Source organism: Streptomyces sp. NBC_00669 (assembly GCF_036226785.1).
In the GTDB taxonomy this organism is placed as follows: Bacteria; Actinomycetota; Actinomycetes; order Streptomycetales; family Streptomycetaceae; genus Actinacidiphila.
In genome coordinates this window covers 3,257,732-3,280,166 of the sequence record NZ_CP109018.1, presented here as the reverse complement: position 1 = coordinate 3,280,166, position 22,435 = coordinate 3,257,732, and the positions used below count along the sequence as shown (strand labels likewise).

The window sequence follows — 22,435 nt, the reverse complement described above, 5'->3', positions numbered from 1 at the left end:
GGCGGCCGGCCTGCGGCCGGTGGCCGGTCAGGGGAACGGATGAGGGTGGGGGTTGATCTCCTCGGGGAGCCGGCGGGGGGTGTGGCCGAGGGGGTGCGGGGCGGTCAGGACACGGTCGAGTCCGGCGATCCGGCGCAGGTGGTGCCCGAAGGTCATCGGGAGCAGGCCGGGCACGAGGACCTTGACGCAGGAGAGGTCGGACGCGGCGTGCACCGGGGTGGTCTGGTCGACGACGATCGCTTCGAGGCCGGACGCGGCGAACCGGCCCACCACCTCGTCGAGATCCGCGCGCAGGTCGGCGTGGAGCGGCCAGGCGTAGTGGTCGGCGAGTTCGCGCAGGTCGCGGCGCTCCTGGGGCGGGCGGCCGCCGGGGGCGAGCAGGAAGTCGAGGCGGCGGGCGGCGATCGGGTCGCAGTGGAGCAGCGCGTGGTCGTCCATCAGGCGGACCTGCTCGGGGTCCTCGCGCATCCGGGCGGCGTCGGCCACGCGCTTCGGGTAGATCAGCCGGTACGCCTCGATGGCGGTGACCAGTTCGTGCAGCGCGCCGAAGACACCCCGTTCGGGGTCGAGCCCCGAGCCGCCGGCGCACAGCACCCGGGGGCGGGGCGCCGCCGGTTCGCTGCCGGGAGCGGAGGCCGGTCGGGCGTCCACGGCGGCGGCCCAGAAGCAGGGGATGCGCTCGGCGCCGGTCACGTCGAAGACCTCGACGCGGTAGCCGGTGCGCTCCTGGATACGGTCGGCGAGCAGCCCGATCCGCCGGTCACGCGCGGAGCGCAGGTCGAGTGCGGGCGCCGGGAGCCGGGCGTACCAGGTGAGCAGGAACGCGTCGCGCTCGGCGAGTTCGAGCAGGCCGTACAGGGCGGCCTCCTCGACGCAGCCGCCGAGCGCGCAGCCGTTGGAGATCTCGGAGACGAACGGCCGGGCGGACCGCGGGTGATGCCGGCCGAGCCGGTAGTACACCAGGCTCTCGGGGACCAGGACCGGCTGCTCGCGGGTGAGGGAGTGTCCCCAGACCCAGGGCAGCACGAGGTCGGGGTGGTAGGGCTGGAAGGGGAAGCCGGGTTCCTGGTAGCGGTGGGGTTCGTGGCCGCCGGTGGTCGCCGGGTCCAGTACGGCGCCGGGGTGCCGGGCGGCGAGTTCGCGGTGGCTGCCGCGTACCACGGTGCGCCGGCCGCCGGGGCGGCCTCCGCCGAGCCGCTCCAGTGCCTCGGCGATCGCGGTGACCCGGGCGGTGCGGAAGTCGAGCGCGCGGCCGTAACCGCCGTCGACCGACTCGGGCGGGCCGACCTTGGCCTCGGCGAACGGCAGCGTGTGCAGTCCGCGGGCGCGCAGTCCCTTGAGGACGCCGGTCTCGTCGTCGGCGTAGCGGGCTTCCAGTACGGCCCGCTCCGCGCGCAGGTTCCTGACCCGGGTGACCGCCGGGTCCGGCTTGGGCCGGGTGACGCGCGGGATCGTGGCGTCGGCGGGGGAGTCGTCGGGCAGGCCGCCGCACTCGGGGCAGAGGGGGTCGGGCAGGAAGCGGTGCCGGGTGATCTCCAGGTCGCTGAGGCGGAGCATGGTGACGGTGTGCCCGGCGCCGGCGGTGGCGGGTGCGGCGGTGGATACGGTGGTGGGCGCCGCGGTGGTCGCGGCCGGGGGTGCCGCTGAGGTCGCCTCGGCGGTCGCCGCGGTGCTGAGCTGGTTCAGGGCGAGTCGCGCGGCGAGGTCGGCGGCGATCGGGGTGAGCAGGGGCGAGACCGTGCCGGTGAGGCGGTTGCCGTAGGTGGCGTGCAGGGCCGCCGCTTCGGCGGCGTCGTCACGTGCCCCGGCGCGGCGGGCGGCGAGGCATCGGTGGCAGCCCGGCGTGCCGGGGCGGACCAGCGGGCCGATGACCACGCGGTCCAGTTCCGCGACGACGAGCAGGAACGGGGCGCCGGCGGCGGCCAGTTCAGGCGTGTGCGCCGCCGCCGCGTCGGGTGTGTCGGCGGCCAGGAGCCGTACGTCGCTCAGGAGCTGCGCCTCGCTCCGGGGCCGCGCCATCGCGCCGGACCGGCGGACGAGCGCCTGGCCGAGCAGGCCGCCGTCGTGGTGCGTCCGGGGGAAGGTCGCCAGGAGGCCGTCAGTCATCGCAGCGCACCGTTCGTAGCAGGTAGGGCAGGATCGCGGTGGCGGCCGGATCGTGGTCGAGCGGCACGATCAGCGCGCCGTGCGTGGGGCCGCGCAGGTCGCGAAGCGCCGCCGCCACCGCCTCGGTGAACGTGCCGCCCGAGCCGAGTCCCCGGGGCGCGCCCGGTCCCCGCGCGGATACGGCGGCCGCCGGCACCAGGTGGGCCGTGCCGCGCTCGGGGGACCACGCCCACAAGGAGGGCCCGCCGGGCCCCGGGACGAACCGCCGCGGGTCGAGGGCGAGCAGCGCGTACAGCGCCAGGGCGCGCGACGCGGTGCGCAGGCGCGCGGTGGTGAAGTCGGTTCCCGTGGCGTGGACCTGGTGCTCGGCCCGGCCGGTGCGCGGGTCGCGGACCAGGGCCCGGGAGGCATGCCGGGGGAACTGCGGCAGCTCCCCCTCGTCCAGGTCCGCGAGCAGTCCGGCGCGCGGGTCGATGCAGCCGGCCGCGCGCCGGGAGAACTCCTCGGGGCCGACGGCCGGGCCGTCGCGCAGGGCGGTGATTCCGGCGAGGAACCGCGCCTCGGACTCCGGCGCCGCCGGCAGCGCGCCCGGGTGGGGACGGTAGGCGTGGCGGGTGGTGGTCAGGGTCGCGGTGTCCAGCCGGACGAGCGGTTCCGGCTCGGCCGCCGCTTCGGTGGAGGAGTCGAGGAAGGCCCGCTGGAAGCGGTACGCCAGCAAGGTGGCGGCGAACTCGGCACCCTCGGAGGGGTGTTGGGGGAGCGGAGTGGCGGCTTGCGTGCCGTGCACGCGCAGCCGGGCGCCGAGCCAGCCGCCGGCGGCGCGGTCGGGACCGGGGGAGAGCGTCGGGCCCAGCCACCAGGACTCCGCGTCATGGACGGCGGCGGCGAACCACAGGCCGTGCGCGCGGCAGTCCTCGTCGAGCCGGGCGACGGAGGGCGGATCGTCGCCCGCCGACAGGAGCAGCAGCGCGTCATGGCCGCCGGCCGCGATCGCGGTCGCAGCCGCCGCGTGGTCGGCGACCGGCGTGACGGCCGGCAGGCCGGTCAGCCGCAGCGCGTCCGTCAGCGCGCCGACCGCGGCCGGCGCCCCGAGGACCAGCACCCGCAGCCGCGAGTAGGCGGCGGTGCGCCGCTCCGGGCCGGGGGCGGCCTGGTCCGTCAACAGGCCGTGGCTGTCGATGAGTCGAAGGACGCGGAGCACCATGGCGCTCCGGGCCGCGTCGAGGCCGCCGACCAGCTGTCCCACCGTGCGGGTGCCGTCCAGGAACGGAGCGAGCCGGTCCAGCCAGTCGGCGATGCCGGGGGCGGCGATCAGGTCGGTGCCCTGGCTGGAGCGCACGTAGACGGTGCCGCTGCCGCTCGGGGTCAGGAAGGCGTCGGCGCGCAGGAGGGGCGCGGAGTCGTAGGTGATCACGGTGTCCTCGGCCGGGGAGGGGTCGGTACGGTCGGGTGGAGCAGATGGCAGGCCGGTGTGCCGCTGCCGCGTTCCTGGCCGAGCAGAGCGGCGAGCAGCGTGGTGCGGTCGGGGGGCGTACGGGCGGGGTCGGCGCGATCCGGGTGCCTATGGTCGGGGTTCGTACGGTCGGGGTGCGCGCCCAGCAAGGCGTCGGCGGCCGCGGTGTCGACGTCGCAGCGGAGCCCGGCGCCGAGTCCGGCGCGCGCGGCGGCCAGGCCGATCCGCTGGCCGATGACGCCCGCCCGCAGGTTGAGCATCTGGTACCAGCGGTCGCCGTGTTCGGGATAGCCCGACTCGTAGTCGCCGGTCACCAGCACCGCGCAGGCCGCCTCGTAGCCGGCCAGCTCGCCCGGCCCGCCGGGTGGGAACAGGTTCCGGGGCGTGCCGTCCCCGGTGACCGGTACGAGCCGGCCCGTGCCCGGGTCGCGCCGGTGGCAGCCGGCCGGAAGTCCGGTGACGCGGTGGGCGACGACGTACAGGTCGCAGCCGGCGGGGGCGGCGTGGTCCAGGGGGATCGGGCGGGCGGCGTCCGCCAGGACGGTGAGCAGGACGGCCAGCGGAACCGGGACCGGTTCGAAGCCGGAGCGGGCCGAACGGCGGCGCAGCAGCGGGGCGTCGGGCGCGATCGCGCCGGGCGTCCGGGCAGTGACCACGGCGTGGACGCGCTCCGCTTCGGGGTCGAGGCCGAGCAGGCGGCCCAGTTCCCCGCCCGCGAACCGGGCGTGCGCCGTCGGCGCGGCGCCGGCCGACTCCAGCAGGGTGAGCGCCTGCCCGGTCAGCACGCCGGTGTCGAGCGCCTGCAGCCGGTGGCCGAACGGGCCGTAGCGGGCCAGGTTCGCGTCCAGCCGGCTGGTGATCAGCAGGACCGACTCGGGCTGCTCGGGCGGCGGCCGGTCCAGCGCGCGGGTGAGGTCGGCGCGCAGGTCGGCGCGGGAGAGGAGTTCGAGTGCGTGGGCCGACGGCAGGTAGTGGCAGAGCCCGGCGGCGCCGGCCGTGTACACCTCGGCCGGATACGTGCCGCCGCCGGACGGCACCGGCCGGCCGGCACCCACGCCCGCGCCGGTCCAGTCGACCCGGGTGACGCCGTTGAGCAGCGCGAGGAGGGCGCCCAGGCGCTCCGCGGAGGCGGCCGGATCGCGGTCGGCGGAGGGCGCATCGGGTTCGGTGGAAGGCGAGTCGGGGCCGGCCGGGGGCGGGGGGAGGACCGGCGGGAACGGCAGGGGGAGGACGGGCGCGCCCGGGTGGTGCTTGGGCGGGGCGCTGCCCGCCGCCGGGTCGATGGCGGGCAGCACCCGGCCGTACCGCGCGTGGTAGCGGCGGGCCGCCGTCCCTCCGGTGTCGGCGGGCGGCGGGTAGGACGGGTGGGCCGCGTCGGACAGGTCAGCCGGGTCGGACGCGTCGGACAGGTCGGCCTGGTCGGACGGGTCGGCGTCGGGCCCGGGAGCCGGTGGCGCGGTCCTCATCCGTGCGTCCGCGCCGCCGCGGTGGCGCGCTCCGGCGTACCGGGGGTGCCCGCCGCGGTGGCCAGCACCAGTTCGAGCGCGCTGACCCCGTAGACCTCCTCCACCGCGTCGGCCGCGAGGTGGCAGAGCAGGTAGCGGGTCAGGCCGGGCAGCCCGAGACGGGAGAGGTGGAGATAGGTGTAGTTGAGCATCAGGCGGTAGCGCAGGAAGCGCGGGTCCCGGTACATCATCTGCTTGTACGTGGCGCTGCCGCTGATCGCCCGGTGCAGCGGGCTGGCGGTGAGCAGTCCGCCGATGCCGTTCTCCTCGTCGGTCGGGATCTCCGCCTCGGGGATCTCGCCTGCCTCGTACAGCGCGGTCCAGCGGCTGCCCAGCGGGTCGATCGCGGCCACCCAGCGCCGCAGCGCCGCCGCCTGGTCCGGCCCGGCCGCGGTGCCCGGCGGCTCGGGTTCGGCCCCGGCGGTGTCGAAGGCCGCGACCACGGCGCGCACCTGGTCGGTGAGCACCGCGCGGTTGGCCGCGTACCGCTGCGCGAAGGCGTCCCGCACCTGGGGGCCGACCGTGCTCAGGTAGCCCTCGGCGTGCGAGCGGAAGGAGACGAACCCGCGGCGGATCGAGGGGTCCTGCGGGTGCCGGCAGAGCGTGTGCGCGGTGGCGAGCATCAGGCGCAGGGCCAGCGTCTCGCGCGGCAGTCCCGCGGCGACGGCCTCCAGGTGCTCGAACATCAGGTCGTTGGTCCGCTGGTAGAAGAGGGCCAACTCGTCGGCGCCGACCGGACAGCCCAGCACGTCGACCCGGCGGTCGTGCTCCTCCCAGGTGATCGCGTGGTCCTGGTGGAAGGGGGTCAGCGGGCCGGGTTCCCGTTCGGCCGCGGCGAGGCGGCGGTGCAGCGGCAGCAGGGCGGCCTCGTCGAGGGGGGCCGCGGACGGCCGCGTGGCCAGATATCCGCCGATCAGTTCGGCGACGGCGGGCTCCACCAACTCGGCGAAGACGGCCGGCGTGGCCTGGACCACCAGCCGCAGATGGGGACCGCGGCGCCAGTGCCGCAGCACGTAGGCCGAGGCGACGTGACCGGCGCAGCGCTCGATCACCGGCCGTACGGCCTGGAGGATCAACTGGTCGGTGTCGTCACCGAAGTACGCGATGTGGGCCGCGCGCCACTGCGGCTCGTCGGTCGGCGGGATGGCTGCCACGGGGGTCCCTCCTTCGTGGTTCTCTGCGGTCCGGGCTCGTTGCCACGGGCTTTCGTCAGCCTGTCGCTACGGGGGCCGGCCTTACGGTGGTGCGGCGCCGTCGTGGCGCGCGGGGCCGCCGGCGCCCGTCAACTCCGCCACGGCCAGCAGCGCCAGGCCGCGCAGGGTCGCCTCCTGGCCGAGCCGCACGTCGAGGCGGTTGCAGGCCAGGTGGGTCAGATGGCCGGCCAGCCGGTCGGGGAGGGCGGACCGCCGCTGCGCGTTCCGGCAGGCCGCGAGCCACTGGTGCACCGGGTCGGCGCCGGCCTGGCCGGCGGCTTCCGCCGGTGCCTGCGCGCGGGCCGCGCGGGCGACGGTGAGCAGGGCGGCCCGCCGGTCGCCGTACCGGGCCAGCAGGTCCGGCGCAACACCCGCGTCCAGGCTGCCGGTCAGCAGGGCGAAGCAGTGCGCCGCCCGCCGTGCCGGGCCCCACCCGGCCAGCACCGCGGCGACGGCCAGTTCGCTGCAGGTGGCGAACGCGTCCTCGACGGCCCGCAGCGCGGCGCCCCGGCCGTACTTGCCGTGCTCCGGCCGGTAGGGGTGGAAGGCGAGGCTGTCGTGAGGAGCCAGGGTGCCGGGTTCGCTCTCCGGCTCCTGGGCGGCCAACTGACGTGCCAACGCCTGGTATTGGCCCTCCGTCATGGCCGGTGACGGCGGCCGGGCGCGGAAGAACGCGGCGGCGTGCGCGTCCAGCGTCGTGCGTACCGCGGGCTCCGCCGCCGGCGTGGTGAGGCGTACCCGCAGGCGCAGGTGCGGACCGCCCTGCCAGTGGCGGAGGAAGAAGAAGCGGTCGGCCAGGCCGCGTCGGCGCAGCTCCGCGACGGCGTCGGGGAGCAGCGCGCGCACCACCAGGTCGAGCGGGTGCCCGGTGAACACGTGGGCGCTGACCCAGCGGTCCTCGGGTTGCGGGTCCGATGCCGGGGCCGGCTGAGACTCCGGCTTCGGGTCCGGGTCCGGTACGCCTCCGGGCGGGCCGGTCAGCATGTCCGCGCCTGCCGGTCCGGCAGCGGGAGCGGGGCGGCGGGCAGCTCGACCACGAACTCGGTCGCGTACCGGCGGCCGTCCCGGTGGGCCGGAGCGTCGTGGAGGTCGGGCACGGCCTCGGTGAGCAGCAGCGGGCGGCCGGTGGCGGCCGCCCGCTCGAAGACGCGGAGCAGATGGGCGTGGGCGAAGTCGACGTACACCGGCTTGCGGTCCTTGTCGTGCAGCGCGGGGCCGGTGAAGCCGTCGGCGGGGCGTGGGGTGAGGGTGCGCAGGAAGCAGCGCTGCGGCAGGCCGAGCGCGGCGCGCCAGGTGTGCACGCGGACCAGGTAGGCCGCGTCCGGCTCCCCGGCGGCGCGGGCCGGCGCCCGTCCGCGGTCGACGAACCAGGTCGCCCGGCGCAGCACCACGGCCCCCAGGGCGAGCCGGGGCATCCTCGTCCAGCCCGCGTCGGGCGCCGCCCCCGGGTCCGTACCCGGTGGCGCAGTCCGCTCCGGCGGGAGCAGCTGCCACAACTGCGGCCAGTCCGACCAGAAGGCGTAGGAGGTCTGACCGAACGCCTCCGCCAGCAACCGGGCCGGCAGCGGGAGCAGCGGCGTGGCGAGCAGGCCCAGGTGCAGCGGCCGTACGACGCGGCCGGAGGCGCGGTGGAGCAGGTGGAGGCGGCGGGTGCGGGGGTCGTGCACGACGTCCAGGTCGGCGGGGCGGATCAACCGCTCGGGGGGCCGGTGCGAGGTGGCGCCGTCCAGGTCGATCGCGTAACGGGTGGCCGCCGCCCGCTGGTTGAGGGCACTGCCGAAGGCGGCGTCGAACTCGACGTGGAGCGGGGTGCCCGCGGGAACGCCGTCGGGAAGCCCCTCGTGGGCAGCCTCGGGGCAGCCGGGGTCGGGTGCGGCAGCGTCGGGTGCGGCAGCCTCGGAATCGACCTCCTCGGGTTCGGCCGCTCCGGCCGCCGCGTCGAGCAGGCGGGCGATCCGGGTCCGGCCGGTCCCATGCCCGCAGGTGACCGTGTTGAGCACCAGGCCGAGCCCGGCGGACGGGTCGTCGGGCAGGGTCTGGACGTAGTAGGCGTGGTGGTCGCCGGAGGTGTCCGGGTCGGGCCAGGCGCCGCACAGTTCGCCGACGGCCTGGGGTGCGAGACGGACGGTGCCGTCGTGCGCGGGCGCAGTACCGGCGATCAACTGGCGCAGCTCGTCCAGCCGTTGAACGTCGCGCTCGCTCGGAACGTGTGCCCCGGGTGCGGCCCACCAGGCACCGAAGTCCTGGAGGAAGCGGGTGAAGGGCTGCCGGAAACCGGGGCCGTACGCGGTCAGGGCGCGCTGCCGGAGAGCTTCGCGCGGCGGTGCGAGCGTGTCGAACGGGGCGAGCAGCGCGGGTATCCGTGCCAGGTCGGCGAGCGCCGTCTGCCAGCCGGCGGGATCGAGCACGGCGGCCGTGCCGACCGTGACGGTGTGGTGGAAGTACACCGGCCCGCGGTCCAAATCATCGTTCGGGCCGATCAGTTGGAGGCGCCGGGCGGCATCCGTGGTGTGCCGGCGCAGGGCGGCGGCGAGGTCCCGGTGGGAGCCGGGCGCGGCGGCCCGGGCGGCGTCGATCCCGTCGCGGATGGCGCGCAGGTCGTCGAGCAGAGGGGTGAGGCGGTCGCGGTGCCGCGGTGCCGGCAGGTGGCGGCGGAGCCAGTCGTCCAGCGAGGCGGCGTCGAGTTCCTGGTCGGGCAGGCCGAGCCGGACCTCCAGCAGGCCGAGCCGGACCAGCCGGGCGATGACGGCGTCGGCGGCGGAGCCGGGGGAGTCGGCGGCGGGGGAATCGGCTGAGTCGGCGGGGGAATCGGCTGAGTCGGCGGGGCCGGTCGTGGCGCTCCCCGGGCCGGGCGCGCCGAGCAGGGCGCGCAGCCGTACGGGGCTGGGCTCCTCGTGGACCGCCGCCAGGATCGCGGCCAGCGCGGGTGTGGCGGGCAGGGCGCGTACCTCGCCGGACGGGCCCGGCGCGGTGAACAGCCACCGCTCACCCTCGGGGGAAGACACCGGTGTGGCCGACGGGTTGACGCGCAGCCGCACGGCGGCGCCCAGTTCGGGCACGTGGGCGAGGGCGGCGGCGATCCGGGACAGCGGCAGCAGACCCGCCTCGGCCACCTCGGCCCGGACGGAGCTCTCCAGCCGCACGCCGGCGCCGGCGTCCGCCTCCCAGCGGCCGAAGCCGACGGCGGCGAAGGTGGTCAACGGGCTGGGTTTGGCCATCGCGCGGCCCGCGTACTTGGCCAGCCGCACGGCCGCCCCGTCCAGCGGGCGCCGTTCGGGCGTGCCGCGCTCGCCCCAGCGCAGCAGGTCCTCGTACAGGTCGGGGCTGGCGTAGTCGAGACCGGTGGCGAACGCCCGGTCCTGGACGAGCGCGGCGAGGGCGGCCGCCGCCGACCGGGTCTCGACCGGTAGGACGCTGCCCAGTTCGGCGAAGAGCTCCGCCCGGGTGCGACGCAGATCGGCGTGGTGGTGGAGGCGCTCGGCGAGCGCGGTGCCGAGTACGTCCGGCGGGGCCGCCGCGCCCAACAGCGGTCCGATACGGGCGCCTTGGTGCACGGCGCGGCGCAGGCCCACCAGCCGGGCCTTGAAGGGGCGGGCCGGCTCGGTGCCGATCAGGGCGTACAGCGCGTCGCTCAGCCGGGCCGCGTCGACGGTCAGCCGCTGGTCCAACGACGCGACGCGGACGGCGAGTTCGGTGCTGCGCGGGATGCGGGAGGTGTCGAGCGCGGTGGTCGGCAGCCCGGCGGTCCGCACCCCCACGGTCTGGTCGGCCGGGGCCGGAACGGGGGCGGGCGCAGGGGTGGTGAGCGCGGGGCGACCGGTCGAAGGCGGCGTGTTCCGGCTCATCAGAACACCACGGGGATACGGAAGGCGGCGCCCGGGCGTGCCGTGCCGACGGCCACCTGGAAGAGCACGGTCTCCTCGCCCGAGGCCGCCCCGAGCAGGCGTTCGGCGCTTGCGGCGTCGTAGCCGTTGTGGACCCGGGCGGACAGGCCGTGCCGCGCCGCGACCACGCAGAGCAGGTGGGCCACCGCCCCCGTGACCAGGTGCAGCCTGCGGAAGGCGTCGGTGCCGTGCCGCGCGACGGCGGCACCGCGCCGCACGGCGAGGTACGCGGTGCAGGAGGTGGAGCGGAAGTTCATCGACACCCGGCCCTCGGTCTGCCCGATCCGTTCGAGCAGCGGCAGCGGGTCGTCGGCGTGGACCTGGCGCAGGCGGCCGCCGCCGTGGACGTAGTGGCCCGGGGAGGTGCCGGCGACGCGCCGGAGCAGCAGGTGGCAGGAGAAGCCGGTGAACGGCGCCGCGGCGAGGGCGGTTTCGAGATCGGTGAGCAACTCCCTTGGGGCGGGCACGGGTTCGGGGTCGAAGAGCGCGGCGCCGGAGTGGCGGGCGCGGAGTACCGAGGCCAGGTCGGGTGGCGGCCAGGCCGCCCGGTCGGCCGTGGGCGCCGCCGGTCCCAGGATCTCCAGGTAGCCCATGGGGTGTTCAGCCATGGCCGGCAGCCGGTTCGCGCAGAGGCCGTGCAGCGTCTCCCGGTCCTGGCCGGGCCGGGTGCGCAGGCCGAGCGCGGTGGCGACCAGGTGCACCGCGCCCAGCAGCATCCCCGCCTCCTGGGCGCACAGCCGCGGGGCGTAGTCGCCGTAGAGCCGGGCCGTCCGGGCGAACCGGCTGGTGATCACGACATACCGCGAGGTGCCGGGTCCGCCGTCTCGATCATCGCCCGACGAACCTGGCAGCAGCACGAGTTGGTGGTGGAGCGGATCGAACCGGAAGGCCGCGGTGGGGGTGAGCAGGGTGAGCTCGCTCGGGTAGCGGCACCGCGCGGAGGCCACCGCGCGGTGCAGCGGCCAGCCGCCCGGGGTCAGGTCGTGCTGGAGCAGGCCGTAGGAATAGTGCAGCAGCGCGGCGAGGACGGCCGGGTCGGCGAGGGTGGCCGGGGAACCGGGGGAGGGCGCCAGGTGGAGCGGCGGCGGCGCCAGCGGGAGGCGCGGCCCGGGCGGGAGCGGGTCGGGCTCCGCGCCGGCCGTTCCGGGTGCCGGGTGTCCCGCCGCGAGCGTGGGCGGGATGGCCCGGCGGGAGTAGACCGCGTCCGCCCAGAGCGACGAGGGGAACGGGTCCTCGGTCGCGAAACTCCTTGCGGTGGTGGGGGTTCCGGGGGTTCCGGGGGGCTCGGGAACCGTACCGGCCGTGCCGGCCGGCGCGGTTGGACCGGTCCCCGCGGCCGTGCCGGTCCGGCCGGCGGCCCCGCCGGTCACCGCGCCTCCGCGCCGAGGAAGCGGCCGGTGGGCAGATCCAGGACCGCGGCATCGGTCACCAGTGACGGGTCGGCGCCCTCGCCGGTGCCGTCCAGGCCCGCCACCCGGTGCAGCAGGTGCAGGCAGAGTTGGTTGGCGGCGAGCGCCGCCACCGGGCCCCCGAGGTACGCACTCGGCTCCGGCGGGTGCGCCGGACCGCCCGAACCCGTGGCGCCGGTCGCGCCGTGATCGGGCCCACCATCCCGCGGTTCCACGGGGGTTGGAGGTTCCGAGGCGTCCTCGGGAACGCCCACCGAACTGATCACCACGCGGTCGCCCCGCCCCACCGCCTGCCCGTACAAGAGCCCGCCGCGGGACGCCAGCGCGCGGGCCCGGCCCGCCGGTTCCGGGTCCCACGCGTCCGAGCCGAGCAGCACCACCCCGGCGTTCGCGGGCGGTTCGGAGGTCTCCGCGCCCACGGCTTCGTAGCGAAAGCACCCGCCCTCCTGCTGGAGCAGCGCCACGCACGCGCTCAGCCGGGCCGTCTCCCTCGCGGCATCCGGACCCTCGTCGGCCTCGCCGCGTCGCAGGCGGACATGGGCCACCCCCGAGGCGAGCAGGGCGAGGACCAGCGCCCGTGCCATCCGCCCGCTGCCGACCACCAGGGGAGCGCAGTCGCGGTACCGCTCGAAGCGGTGCTCGGGCGAGTCCGCGCGCGCCGCGACGAAGTCGATCAGCGCGGCGTGGTGGGCGCGTATCCGCGGGGTCAGGCCGTGCGGAAGATCCGCCGTGGCGTCGCGTACGAAGCCCTCCCGGGCCAGCAGTTCCACCAGGGTGCGGACGTGCCGCGCGGCCTGTGGCGGGAGGTCGGCGGTGAGCTGGTCCAGGTCGCTGCCGCCGTCCAGGAACGGCCGCAGCCGTTCCAGCCACGGGTGGATTCCCGGCAGCGCGAAGGCCGCCGTGTGCCGGGGTCCGCTGATCACCACGCCCCGTTCGGAGGGCAGCAGATGCGTGTCGGGAAGCAGCCTCGGCCTCATCGCCACCTCCATCGGGGTTCCGCGGCGGGAACGTGTTCTCGCGGGCGGAAGGCGCGGGGAGGCGCCGGACGAAGCCGTGCCCACGACCTCCGGGCGGCCGACACTAGCTCAGCTCAATGGTCTAGTCCATCCCCTTCACAGACCCCATTCGTCACGCTAGTGTCCGAACTGGGCGCCCGAACATGCGTGTTGATGCTCCATTAGGTTCGAAAGGAGGGCTCTGATGAACGAGAACAGCAACGGCTCACCCTCGCTTGCTGCGGCGGTCGCCGACCTCGCGCTGGACCTCGACTTGGACTCGCTGGCCGGGGACGAGCACAGCCAGTCGCTCACGGCGGGCCACGGTATGACGGAGGCGAGTGCGTCCTTCTGCTGCGCGCCGCCGCCGAACTGCTGTAACTGCAGCTGTTCGTGAGTCGGTAGCGCGTGCCGGGCGGAAGGTCGCCCGGCACGCGCGTCGGCCCGGTGCCGGCCGGCCTCGCGCCGGTCGGCCCGGTGCCGGCCGGTCTCATGCCGGTCGGCCCCCGTGCCGGTCGACTCCCCGCGCGTTCAGCTCCTCGCGTGCTCAGCGCTCGCGGTTCATCAGGCTGAGGACGGCGCGGACGAGCGCGGCCAGCGCGGAGTCGGACAGCGGTTTCGTCTCCAGCCGGAACTCCACGGTGGTGCGGCTGTTGTCGCGCTTGAAGCGGAAGGCGACGTGCAGGCGCAGGAAGGCGAGGACCCCGGCGAGGACCGCCAGGTCGGGGAGGAGGTCCTCGCCGCCCATCTGGTCGTCCTCCGGCGGGTCGTCGAGGATCTCCGCGACCAGGTCCCGCGCGGCCTCCTCGCGTACGAGCGCGGCCAGCACGCGGCGGGCGGCGGCCCCGGGATCGTCCGGCCGAAGCGGCGGGGCCCCGGCGCCGGCCTGGGCGAAGAGCTCCTCAAGGACCTGCTGTGCCTGCATCGTGTCCGTCACGCCGGTGGGGAAGGCCCGGCCCAGCTCGTGGGCGGCCTCCTCCAGCGCCAGCAGCGCGGCGCGGTCCGGCAGGGCGGCGGCCCGCTCGGCGTGGACGTCGTCGCCCATGTCAACTCCAGTCTCCGAGCGGGACGAACGCCGCCCAGTGGTAGGGATGGGACAGGTAGCGGCGGTCCTCGTCGGCGAGCATGCGCCGCTGCGCGTCCCACAGGGCGCGCCACAGCGGGCGGCCGTCCATCACCGCACCGGTCACCTCGTCGAGCAGGGCCGCGGAGCTGGTGCGGTCCACCTGCCAGATCGGGGCGAGGACCGTGCGGGTGCCACCGCGCAGCAGGGCGCGGGGCAGGCCGGTGAAGTCCTCGCCGGGATGGTCCGGTTCGTGCCAGCCGACCGAGCAGGCGCGCAGCACCACGCGGGACGGGGTGCGCGACCCGCTCAGGTCGCGGGCGCGCAGGAAGGTCCGCCGGGCCCGCTGCGAGGCGGGATCGGCCTGCCGGCTGGGCCGGTCGGTGCCGTCGGAGAGCAGCAGGGCGGAGTTCTCCGGGTCGCTGTGGTCCTGGTGGCCGTGGCAGGCGATGTAGGCGAGGTCGGCCCGCGCGATGTGGTCGAGGACCTCCTCCGGGGTGGCCTGCGGTCCGGTGAGGGCGGACAGCCGCCAGCCCCGGCCGGCGGGAAGCGTGTCGGCCTCGAATCCGTTGCCGCCGCCCCGCAGGTCCTCCTCCGCCGCCACCCGTACGCACAGCGCGCTGCCAGAACCGGCCGGCGGTGCGGCGCGCAGCGCGGCCAGGGCCGAGATGCTCGGGATGTACACCAGCGCCGCCTGCTCGACGCAGTACCGGCCGTCCGGCAGCCGCAGCGCGCCCAGCGGCAGCACGGACAGCGGCCCGTGCGGCGCCACGCACAGCAGCCCGCGCCCCTCCAGCAGGTCCTGGAACGGCATCAGCCGGGCGGCGAGCCCCTCCAGGGGCAGCGGGGACGGCCGCCGCGGTCTGATCGGGGGGACGGGGGGAAAGGCGGAGCGGTCGCCGTCGACCGTGCGGCGGATCTTCTCCGCGGCGGCGTGCAGTTGCGCGCGTCCGACCCGGATGCGGTGCCACCGCAGGGTGTCCTCACCGGACGCCAGCACGAAGCAGAACGTCTCGGATTCGCCGGTGAAGTACGAGGCCAGCACCATGCCCTCGGCCGGAGCCGCCTCGTTGAGCAGCCGCGACGCCTCGGCGAACCCGGCGGGCCGTGCGGTGCGCAGCCGTACGTACTCCGGGACGAACGGCTCCAACTGCTCGTACAGCAGGCCGAGCGCCCCCGCGCACTCGCGCCAGGCCCAGGCCCGGTCCGGCCGCTCCCCGCCCGCCAACCGCCGCTGCGCGGACAGCAGTCGCCGTTCCTCCGCCCACACCCGCTGCGGCACCTGCGGCGGCTCGGCCAGCGGCATCCGTGCGAGGTCCTCCACGACCCCGCGTGCCTTCGTCTCCTCGTGCAGGTCGAACGCGAGCAGGTCCGGCGGGCGGCCGTCGGGCAGCGGCAGGTCGTCGCCGTGCTCGAACAGCAGGGACAGCAGGGCCTCGTAGAGCCGGAGCACGAGCCCCGCCGCCTGGTCCGCGTCCTGGAGCACCGGATGCGACTCCCGTGCGCGCAAGCGCAGTTCGCGGTGGTGCCACAGCACCTCGAAGGCCCGCCGGTGCCCGCCCGGCACCCGCAGCAGCAGCCGGGCCAGCCCCAGCGGCAGGTCCGGGTCCGGGAGCCGGCCGTGCGCGTCGTACGAGGCGAGGACCTCCTCCGCCAGCCGCGCCGCCACCAGCGGGCCACGGACCTCGGCGACCGCCTCGCACACCGGCACCGTCAGGTCCTGCAACGTGAGGAGCGCGTCCCGCTCGATCGCGCGGCGCAGCCCTTCCGCGAGCCGGTCCGCGAGCTGCTCCCGCCGCCGGGGATCGCGCTCGACACGGCACAGCCGTTGCAGCGCCAGCAGGCGGGTGTCCGGCAGGTGGTTGGCCCCCGCGGGAAAGAGCCGGAGCATGCGCTCGCGCAGCCTGGCGAGGGCGAAGGAGAGCGAATCGTGGAAACCCTCCGCGGGCAGCAGCCGGGTGAGCGGCATGCGCGTGCGCAGCCGCTCGGGAAGCCGCTCCGGCTGCCGCGCGTGCCCGGGGTCCCCGGACACGTACAGGGCGTAGCGGTAGCACTCGGCCGCGCCCTGGTGGCGGTCCTCGGACAGGTCCATATCGCCCATGGTGACGAAGAGTTCGCCGAAGCAGGGGTAGGTCGAGCCCGCCGCCTCGAAGAGGCCCTGCACCAGATGGGACTCCAGCGTGAACGTGTCACGCGGCAGCCGCGGATCGGTGCCGGAGAACAGCAGCCTGGCCAGCGTGCAGCGCAGCGACACCGCGTTCAGGGCGCCCGCCCCCTGCTGCTCGGCACGTTCCAGCTCGTTGCCGAGCAGCTCGAACGCCTCCCACTGGCGGTCGTTGCGCTCCAGGCAGGAGGCCAGGCCGTACACCGCCGAAGCGCGCACCGCCGCGCGCGTCGACGTCTGCGGCAGCTCCAGCAGGGCGCGGTAGGCGTCCGCCGCCGCCCCGAGCGCACCGACGGCCTCCGCCACGCGGGCCCGGCAGCCGAGCAGATCCGACCGCGCGGGCACGAACGACCGTTCCGCGTCGTCCAGACCCGCCGTCAGCGCCTCCGCCCGTTCCAGCGCGGGCACGGCCTCCCGGTAGTGGTGCAGCGCGATGAGGGCCTGCGCGAGCTGGAAGCGCAGGGCCGCCTCCTCCACGGCGGTGACCTCCGGCTCCCGGTCCACGGCGGCGGCCGCCTGCCGCAGCACCTCGGCCCGGCGCGGCGGATCGCCCATCGCCATGTACACCGAGGCCAGTTGCAGGTAGGTGTTCACCAGCGAATGCGCGTCGCCCACCGCGTGCTGGAGCGAGAGCGCGTGGGCCGCGTGGTAGAGCGCCCTGCGGTGCCGGCCCTGCCCGAGCAGGTGGTTCGCCCAGTCGGCGCGGGCCGTGGTCCGGCTCGGGCCGTGGTCGGTGAGCAGTCCCAGCGCGGCGATCGCGTGGGCGTTGCCGCTCCGGTCGGCGTTCCACTGCGCCAGCAGCCGCGTCGCGGCCCGCACCGGCTCGTCCGGAATCAGGGCGCGCTGCCCCTCCAGCACGCGGTAGGCACCCAGCACGCCCCGCGCGGCGCAGGCGCGGCGCAGCAACCCCGGGAACCCCTCCCCGCCGGCGGACCCGCCCGCCGGTCCGGCGGCGGGAGCCGTCACCGCCAGGGCCTCGCAGCGCTCGGCGAGGAACACCGCCAGCTCCGCGAAGGTCCCTCGCCCGAAGGAGCGGTCCGTCTCCGCCTGCTGCCGCAGGACGGCCGCCGTCTCCTCGTGCCGGCCCGGTGGGATACGCCCGAAGTGGGCGAGCACCTCCTCGTACGTGGGGGCCGACAGGGCGCGCAGCGCGAGCTGCACGGGCAGCACATCCCGGTCCTCATCCGGCATCGTGCTCCCCCTTCCGGCCATGCCCGCCGAGTCCCGACAGGGCCTCCTGGTACGGGCCCGGGTACTCGGAGGCGCGGGCGCGCAGCCGCAACTGCTCCCACGGCTCGCGCAGGCTCCGCTGGCCGCGCTCGGCCTCCGTCTCCAGCAGCATCGCCTCGAACCCGGCCTCCTGCTCCCGGGTGCGCCGTTCGAGGAGGGTCGGCTGCTGCACGGCGGCCAGCACCGCCGATCGAGGAGCGAGGCGGCGCAGGCGGGCCAGCACCTCGTCCCGCTCCCGTGCGGGACCGACCGCGACGCGGATACGGGCCAGTTGCTCCAGCAACGCTCCCGCCAGGGGCAGTCGGTCCTGCTCCAGCAGCGCCGCCGCCCGGTCGAACGGGTCGAGCGCGTCCTTGGCCTCCCCGAGGGCGACCAGCGCCGCCGTGTGCAGCAGCAGCCGGTCCGTGCCCAGCGGCTCCTCGCCGAGGCGCTCCCGGATCTCCCCGTCCGCCGCGGTGCGCAGTTCGAGGAAGCGCAGCTCGTCGGCCCGTTGCCGGCGCAGGTCGCGCACCGCGATCAGCCGGTTGTGGGCCATCGCGGCACGCTGCGAACCCGCCGGGTACGGCGACGTGTGCGGACCGACGTTCTCGAATCCGCTGACCACGTGGGCCAGCAGCCACATCGCCATCTCGGGCCGCTCCGCCGCCGCGTAGGCGCAGGCCGTGTCCACCCACGCGCCGCGGCGCCGGGGACCCGCACTGAGCGCCGACAGCAGCGCCGTCGCCGCCGCGAAGACCTGCCCGGCGCGCAGCAGCGCGACGCCCAGCAGATGCTCGTGCACCGGACCGCGCGTCGCGACCTCGAAGAACGGTTCCAGCGCGCCCATCCGTTCCCGAAAGGGCGCCTGCGGCACCGGCAGCCGCTCCACCCACTCGCGCGGCAGCTCCTCCGGGTCGAAGGGAACCTCCCACCCCAGCACCGCGGTTGCCTCACGCAAGCCCGTCACCCCCGTCCGGAACGCGACCTCTGTCCTTCGATGACCAGTGTGCCCGAGCACGTACCCCGCGGGCGCGGAGCCGGCGGATGCGGGGCCGGCGGACGCGGTACGGGGCGGCCCGGGGCTCACTCGTCCATGAACACGATCCGGCGGGCCGGGCCGGAGGTGCCGGGGGCCGTGATGGTCGACACGCGGCCGGCGGGGACCGCGCGTTCGCGGCCCCAGGCGCGGATCTCCTCGATCTGCTCGGGGTTGAGCCGGCTCAGCGGCACGGTGTTGGCGAAGGCGTCCAGGAGGTAGGAGGGCTTGAGCCGGTCGGCGCCACCGCATCGGAACGCCTCCTCGCCGACGTCGTGGAGGGTGGACTCGATGTCGGACCCCGCGAAGCCCTCCGACAGGTCGACGAGCCGGTCCACCTGCTCCGGGTCGGGGTCGGCCCGCAGATAGCGGTGGTAGTAGACCTCGATGATCTCCTTGCGGTCCTGACTGTCCGGCAGGTCCACGAAGAACAGCTCGTCGAACCTTCCCTTGCGCATGAGTTCGGGCGGCAGGCTGCGGATGTCGTTGGCGGTGGCCACGATGAAGGCCCGCGACCGGGACTCCTGGAGCCAGAAGAGGAACTGCCCGATGATCCGCTGCGGTACGCCGGACATGTCGTCCCGGCCCGCCAGGCCCTTCTCGATCTCGTCGATCCACAGGACGCACGGCGCCACCCGGTCCGCCATGGCGAGGGCCTCCCTGAAGCGGCCTTCGGACTCGCCGAGGTACTTGCCGTGGATGCTGGCCATGTCGAGCCGGTAGAGCGGGAGTTGCCACTCGTGGGCGATGGCCTTGGCCGACAGCGACTTGCCGCAGCCCGGAACTCCCACCAGCAGGACGCCCCGTGGCGGCCGCAGTGCCGTGTCGCGCAGGTCGGCGTGCATCATGTCGTGCTTGCGGGCCAGCCACTTGCGCAGGTTGGTGAGGCCGCCGATCGTGTAGTCGCCCTCCTTGAGCTGGACGCGTTCGAGCCCGGTGAGGTCGGAGAAGATGCGGTCCTTCGCCTGGGCCAGCCCGAGGACGTCGCCCTTCAGGATGGAGCCCTTGGCGGCGATGGTGGCCATCAGGTTGATGCACTCGGCCTCGGTGACGCCGCAGAGGAACTCGGCCGCGCGCCGGGCGTCGTCCTGGTCCCACTCGATCGGGATGTGCCCCTGGTGGTCGCCGAGGAAGCCGGTCAGCGCGTCGTACATCTCGTCGGTGTCCGGCAGGTCCAGGTGCAGGCTCATGCCGAGGCGCTGAAGCCCGCTCCAGATGGGCGCGTCCGTGATCAGCACGATGCTGCCGGAGTTGTTGTCGGCGAGCCGGGCGAGTTCGGCGATGTGCCGGGTGACGGGAGTGTCGTCCTCGAGGTGGTCGGGATCGACGAGGACCACGGTCGCGTTCGCCCGGCCGCTGAACTGCTTCGCGGCGAAGTCCATCGCGCCGACCAGCGAACGGTCGTCGTGCACGGGGGCGTTGGTGCGCAGGTCGCGCAGCCCGGTGGCCCGCGTGTAGATCCAGAACGGCATGGTGCTGCGGCGCGGCTGGTTGGCCGCGTCCCGCAGCAGCCGCAGGGCACGCTGCTGCTCGATGGAGCGCATACCGATCACGGGCACCCGGGCGGAGATGTAGCTGTCGAGGTGGGCCAGGCTTTCGGAGTAGTTCGACATGCGGGCCTTCGGTCGCGTGGGCGGAGTTGCGGGCGGGGGGCTGCGTCGGCGGGGTCTGCGGGGGCCGGGTCACGTGGGCAAGCGGCGGGGGCGGGAGGCGGGCCGCGTGAGCAAGTGGCCTGGCCAGGAGGGGAGTTCGGTCGGCTCAGTCGGTGATCACCCGGCGGCGCGGGCGGGCTGCGGGATCGACGGCCCACGGGTCCGGGTCCGGGACCGGGACCGCGTTCGGGTCCGCCTTCCCGCGGGCCGCGGCCTTCCCGGGAACGGGCGGGCCGGCCGGGAGCGCGGCGGTCAGCGGGTTGTCCCGGAAGGTGCGCCGGCGCTGCTCCACCCAGCGGGGGTCGGAGCCGTTCTCCGCGGCTGCCAGGTCCAGGGAGCGCTCCAACTGGTCCTGCAGATCACGGATCTGGCCGTCGACCATGTCCGTCAGCCGGGTGCGCGTCGTCTCGGGCAGCCCCGGGTGCCCGGCGACCGCCCGTACGGCCCGCAGCCCGTTTCTGGCCTGGGCCAGCGCGCGGCCCGCCGAGAACTCGTCCGACGCCGCGAGCAGCGCCGCGACCAGCCGGTCGGCCCAGGTGGTGAGCCGGGTGTCGAGCGCCCGGCTCAGGTGCTCCGCCAGCCGCTCCCAGGTCTCGGCCGGAAACCGGTCGTCGGCGAGCGGCGGCAGCGCGCCGGGGGCGACCGGCTCCTCGGCCGCCCAGCGCCGCAGGAACTCCACCCACGTCTCGTACGGCCCGCCGTGCCCCCAGTACGCGTTCACACCGAGCCGCCGGGCCTGCGCACGAGGGTCTCGCCCGGCGGGAGCGGCTCCCAGTCGGGCAGGCCCTCGACGACCCTGCGGACCCGGCTGGTGACACGTTCCCCGGTTCTCCGGCCGGCGGAGGAGGCCCACGGGGAGCCGCCGCCGGACGGCGACCAGGCGGTCTCCCCGGGCGGCCTGCGGGGCGGGGGCGGTTCGGTGGGGTACGGGCCGGGGCCGGTGGTGCTCACGATGCGGGTCCCTCCTTGGCTACGGTGCGGCCCTCGAAGGGCGAACCGCTGTGAACAGCGGTGCCCAACGACTTGATCATCTCCCGGCAGCGCGGCTCGACGTCCTCGGCCGTGCGCAACTTCTGCTTCCAGTCGGTGAGTTCGGCGGAAGCGGCGCGCAACTGGTGGACGGACTCCAGCTTGGCCTTTTCGAGGATCGTGCGGGCGTTGTCCTGGAGCCGGCGGGCGGCCTGGGCGCCGTTGTACAGGACCAGGCCCCAGACGCCGCCCACGACCACCGAGATCACCAGGGCGACCGGCATGCTGAAGGCCCCGACGACCACCAGGATGCCGAGGATCACGAGCGCGAGCGGCGCCGCCTTCCGCACCCACGGGAAGGCGTACGAGGCGACGAAGGGCGCCATGTGCTGGTCCCAGTGCGCGGTCAGCGACTGCTCCAGGTCGGCCATCGGCCGGGTGAACGTACCGTTCCACTGCGGGAGTCGGAACGTCTGCGCGGCCACCGTGCACGTCGTGCCGAACTGCGCCTGGACATCCGGCGGCACGGCGGCACGGTAGTCGCGGGTGAATCCGGCGTGCGCCTGCAGGAACCACTCGTGGCAGGCGGCGACGGCCAGTTGGCGGGTGGCCTGCGAGGTGCCGAGGGCCGCCGGGTTGAGCGCGGCGGTGGTCTGCACGGTCAGGTAGTCGAGCGTCTCGTCGTACGAGGCGGAGTCCGCGTCGGCTGCCTTGCGGGCGGCGTCCAGGTCGCCGCCGTGGTCGATGACCGCGTGGTTGAAGGCGAGGTCGCGGCGGAGCGGCAACTCCTCGTTGTCGTACCCGGAGACGAGCCGGTCGAGGATGTCGTCCACCGCGTCCTCGATCCGCTCGGTGGGCCGGCCGACGTGGTCCATGATGGCCTGGTACTTGTCGAGCACGGCCTGCTGGGCGCGGGCCCGGCCGAGGACGCTGCCGAGCTGCGGCCACTGCGGGCTGACCTGGGCCAGGCGCGGGAACTCGGCCACCGCGGACGGCCGGGCGAGCGAGTCGATCTCGTCGCGCCAGCGGGTGATCTGCCGCCGCTGGGAGTCGTCGTCGTCCATGAACTGCTCGCGCCAGCCGGCCAGTGTCGTGTCGAGCAGTTCACGGCCGGCGAGCCCGAACGCGCCCTGGGCGATGGACTCCAGGATGACGGCGAACTCCCGGCCGAGCGCGGCCGGGTCCTGGGCGATCAGGTAGTGGCGCAGCCAGCGCACGGCCGCCGCCCTGCGCTCCTGCCGGCGCAGCACCAGGGCGAAGAACAGCGAGGTGCGCTCCGGAGAGCGCCGGAACGCCTCGTCCACGGCCTTCTCGCACAACGTGCGGTCGTCGGCCGACCAGGAGGCCAGCGCCACCAGGGCGGGCGCCAGCCAGTAGCGCGGCGTCTGGATCATCAACTGGTCGCTGACGAGGCGGACGTTGTCCTCGGACACCAGGCCCAGGTCGAAGGCCTGGAGCATCCCGACCGCGGTGCGGCGCACCGTCTTGTGGTGGCCGAACTCGTGGTCGACCTGGTCCTGGATCACGCCGACGCGGGTTTCGGCGCGCTGGACGTTGGCGGTGAGCTGTGCGGTCCTGACGAAGGCGAGGAACTCGTCGCGCAGTTGCTGGAGTTCCGTGCGGGTCTGCTGCTGGTGGGACTCGACGGCCGCCACCTGGCCGGAGACGGAACCCACCTGCTCGCTGAGCCGGACCACGAGGTTGCTGACCTGCTGCACCTTCCGATGAAGGGCGTAGTCCACCTCGGACATGCGGTTTCTCTCCGATCACACGGTTCGGGTCGGGGGCGTCGGCAGC

The 22,435-nt window shown here is 75.4% G+C and carries 16 protein-coding genes; 1 reads left to right on the top strand and 15 read right to left on the bottom strand.

Going from position 1 to position 22,435, the window contains the following annotated elements:
• Positions 1-27: 27 nt before the first annotated feature.
• From OG896_RS13195 to OG896_RS13160, 8 genes are all read right to left on the bottom strand, one after another.
• Positions 28-2,106: a TOMM precursor leader peptide-binding protein gene (locus tag OG896_RS13195; RefSeq protein ID WP_329365255.1), complete on the bottom strand. Its 2,079-nt coding sequence runs from the start codon at positions 2,104-2,106 to the stop codon at positions 28-30.
• Entirely contained in the window at positions 2,099-3,520 is a 1,422-nt protein-coding gene (locus OG896_RS13190) for a hypothetical protein (protein WP_329365253.1), read from the bottom strand. Before OG896_RS13190 ends, OG896_RS13195 begins: the two co-directional genes overlap by 8 nt.
• Positions 3,517-5,025, bottom strand: coding sequence for a hypothetical protein (locus OG896_RS13185; RefSeq protein ID WP_329365251.1), 1,509 nt, complete (start codon positions 5,023-5,025; stop codon positions 3,517-3,519). Before OG896_RS13185 ends, OG896_RS13190 begins: the two co-directional genes overlap by 4 nt.
• Positions 5,022-6,218: a thiopeptide maturation pyridine synthase gene (locus OG896_RS13180; RefSeq protein WP_329365249.1), complete on the bottom strand. Its 1,197-nt coding sequence runs from the start codon at positions 6,216-6,218 to the stop codon at positions 5,022-5,024. Before OG896_RS13180 ends, OG896_RS13185 begins: the two co-directional genes overlap by 4 nt.
• 81 nt (positions 6,219-6,299) lie before the next feature.
• Positions 6,300-7,241 carry a lantibiotic dehydratase C-terminal domain-containing protein gene (locus tag OG896_RS13175; protein WP_329365248.1) on the bottom strand — a complete coding sequence of 314 codons (942 nt, stop codon included), beginning with the start codon at positions 7,239-7,241 and terminating at the stop codon, positions 6,300-6,302.
• A complete protein-coding gene (locus tag OG896_RS13170) occupies positions 7,235-10,102 on the bottom strand; it encodes a lantibiotic dehydratase (RefSeq protein ID WP_329365246.1) in 2,868 nt (955 codons plus the stop codon). The genes OG896_RS13175 and OG896_RS13170 overlap by 7 nt, the downstream gene beginning before the upstream one ends.
• Positions 10,102-11,511: a hypothetical protein gene (locus OG896_RS13165; RefSeq protein ID WP_329365244.1), complete on the bottom strand. Its 1,410-nt coding sequence runs from the start codon at positions 11,509-11,511 to the stop codon at positions 10,102-10,104. The genes OG896_RS13170 and OG896_RS13165 overlap by 1 nt, the downstream gene beginning before the upstream one ends.
• Complete coding sequence (locus OG896_RS13160; protein ID WP_329365242.1) at positions 11,508-12,527, bottom strand: hypothetical protein; 1,020 nt, start codon at positions 12,525-12,527, stop codon at positions 11,508-11,510. The genes OG896_RS13165 and OG896_RS13160 overlap by 4 nt, the downstream gene beginning before the upstream one ends.
• A gap of 223 nt (positions 12,528-12,750) precedes the next feature.
• Here OG896_RS13160 and OG896_RS13155 point away from each other — a divergent pair, with 223 nt between their 5' ends.
• Positions 12,751-12,942: a thiomuracin/GE37468 family thiazolyl RiPP peptide gene (locus OG896_RS13155; protein ID WP_328468733.1), complete on the top strand. Its 192-nt coding sequence runs from the start codon at positions 12,751-12,753 to the stop codon at positions 12,940-12,942.
• A 150-nt stretch (positions 12,943-13,092) separates the two neighbouring features.
• Here the strand turns inward: OG896_RS13155 and OG896_RS13150 are convergent, their stop codons facing one another.
• The 7 genes from OG896_RS13150 to OG896_RS13120 all read right to left on the bottom strand — a co-directional run bounded on the left by OG896_RS13150 (position 13,093) and on the right by OG896_RS13120 (position 22,389).
• Positions 13,093-13,590, bottom strand: coding sequence for a hypothetical protein (locus OG896_RS13150; RefSeq protein ID WP_329365241.1), 498 nt, complete (start codon positions 13,588-13,590; stop codon positions 13,093-13,095).
• A gap of 1 nt (position 13,591) precedes the next feature.
• Entirely contained in the window at positions 13,592-16,963 is a 3,372-nt protein-coding gene (locus OG896_RS13145; protein WP_329365240.1) for a CHAT domain-containing tetratricopeptide repeat protein, read from the bottom strand.
• Entirely contained in the window at positions 16,953-17,939 is a 987-nt protein-coding gene (locus OG896_RS13140; RefSeq protein WP_329365238.1) for a hypothetical protein, read from the bottom strand. The genes OG896_RS13145 and OG896_RS13140 overlap by 11 nt, the downstream gene beginning before the upstream one ends.
• A 125-nt stretch (positions 17,940-18,064) precedes the next feature.
• Positions 18,065-19,630: an AAA family ATPase gene (locus tag OG896_RS13135; RefSeq protein ID WP_329365237.1), complete on the bottom strand. Its 1,566-nt coding sequence runs from the start codon at positions 19,628-19,630 to the stop codon at positions 18,065-18,067.
• A 145-nt stretch (positions 19,631-19,775) separates the two neighbouring features.
• Positions 19,776-20,390: a hypothetical protein gene (locus OG896_RS13130; RefSeq protein WP_329365235.1), complete on the bottom strand. Its 615-nt coding sequence runs from the start codon at positions 20,388-20,390 to the stop codon at positions 19,776-19,778.
• On the bottom strand, positions 20,387-20,620 hold the full coding sequence (locus OG896_RS13125; protein ID WP_329365234.1) for a hypothetical protein: 234 nt from the start codon (positions 20,618-20,620) through the stop codon (positions 20,387-20,389). The genes OG896_RS13130 and OG896_RS13125 overlap by 4 nt, the downstream gene beginning before the upstream one ends.
• Entirely contained in the window at positions 20,617-22,389 is a 1,773-nt protein-coding gene (locus tag OG896_RS13120; RefSeq protein WP_329365231.1) for a hypothetical protein, read from the bottom strand. The genes OG896_RS13125 and OG896_RS13120 overlap by 4 nt, the downstream gene beginning before the upstream one ends.
• Positions 22,390-22,435 lie beyond the last annotated feature (46 nt).

Excerpts from the sequence above, each read along its gene's own strand:
- OG896_RS13195 (WP_329365255.1), bottom strand. The coding sequence starts at position 2,106 with ATGACTGACGGCCTCCTGGCGACCTTCCCCCGGACGCACCACGACGGC.
- OG896_RS13185 (WP_329365251.1), bottom strand. The coding sequence starts at position 5,025 with ATGAGGACCGCGCCACCGGCTCCCGGGCCCGACGCCGACCCGTCCGAC.
- OG896_RS13175 (WP_329365248.1), bottom strand. The coding sequence starts at position 7,241 with ATGCTGACCGGCCCGCCCGGAGGCGTACCGGACCCGGACCCGAAGCCG.
- OG896_RS13170 (WP_329365246.1), bottom strand. The coding sequence starts at position 10,102 with ATGAGCCGGAACACGCCGCCTTCGACCGGTCGCCCCGCGCTCACCACC.
- OG896_RS13160 (WP_329365242.1), bottom strand. The coding sequence starts at position 12,527 with ATGAGGCCGAGGCTGCTTCCCGACACGCATCTGCTGCCCTCCGAACGG.
- OG896_RS13155 (WP_328468733.1), top strand. The coding sequence starts at position 12,751 with ATGAACGAGAACAGCAACGGCTCACCCTCGCTTGCTGCGGCGGTCGCC.
- OG896_RS13150 (WP_329365241.1), bottom strand. The coding sequence starts at position 13,590 with ATGGGCGACGACGTCCACGCCGAGCGGGCCGCCGCCCTGCCGGACCGC.
- OG896_RS13145 (WP_329365240.1), bottom strand. The coding sequence starts at position 16,963 with ATGCCGGATGAGGACCGGGATGTGCTGCCCGTGCAGCTCGCGCTGCGC.
- OG896_RS13135 (WP_329365237.1), bottom strand. The coding sequence starts at position 19,630 with ATGTCGAACTACTCCGAAAGCCTGGCCCACCTCGACAGCTACATCTCC.
- OG896_RS13120 (WP_329365231.1), bottom strand. The coding sequence starts at position 22,389 with ATGTCCGAGGTGGACTACGCCCTTCATCGGAAGGTGCAGCAGGTCAGC.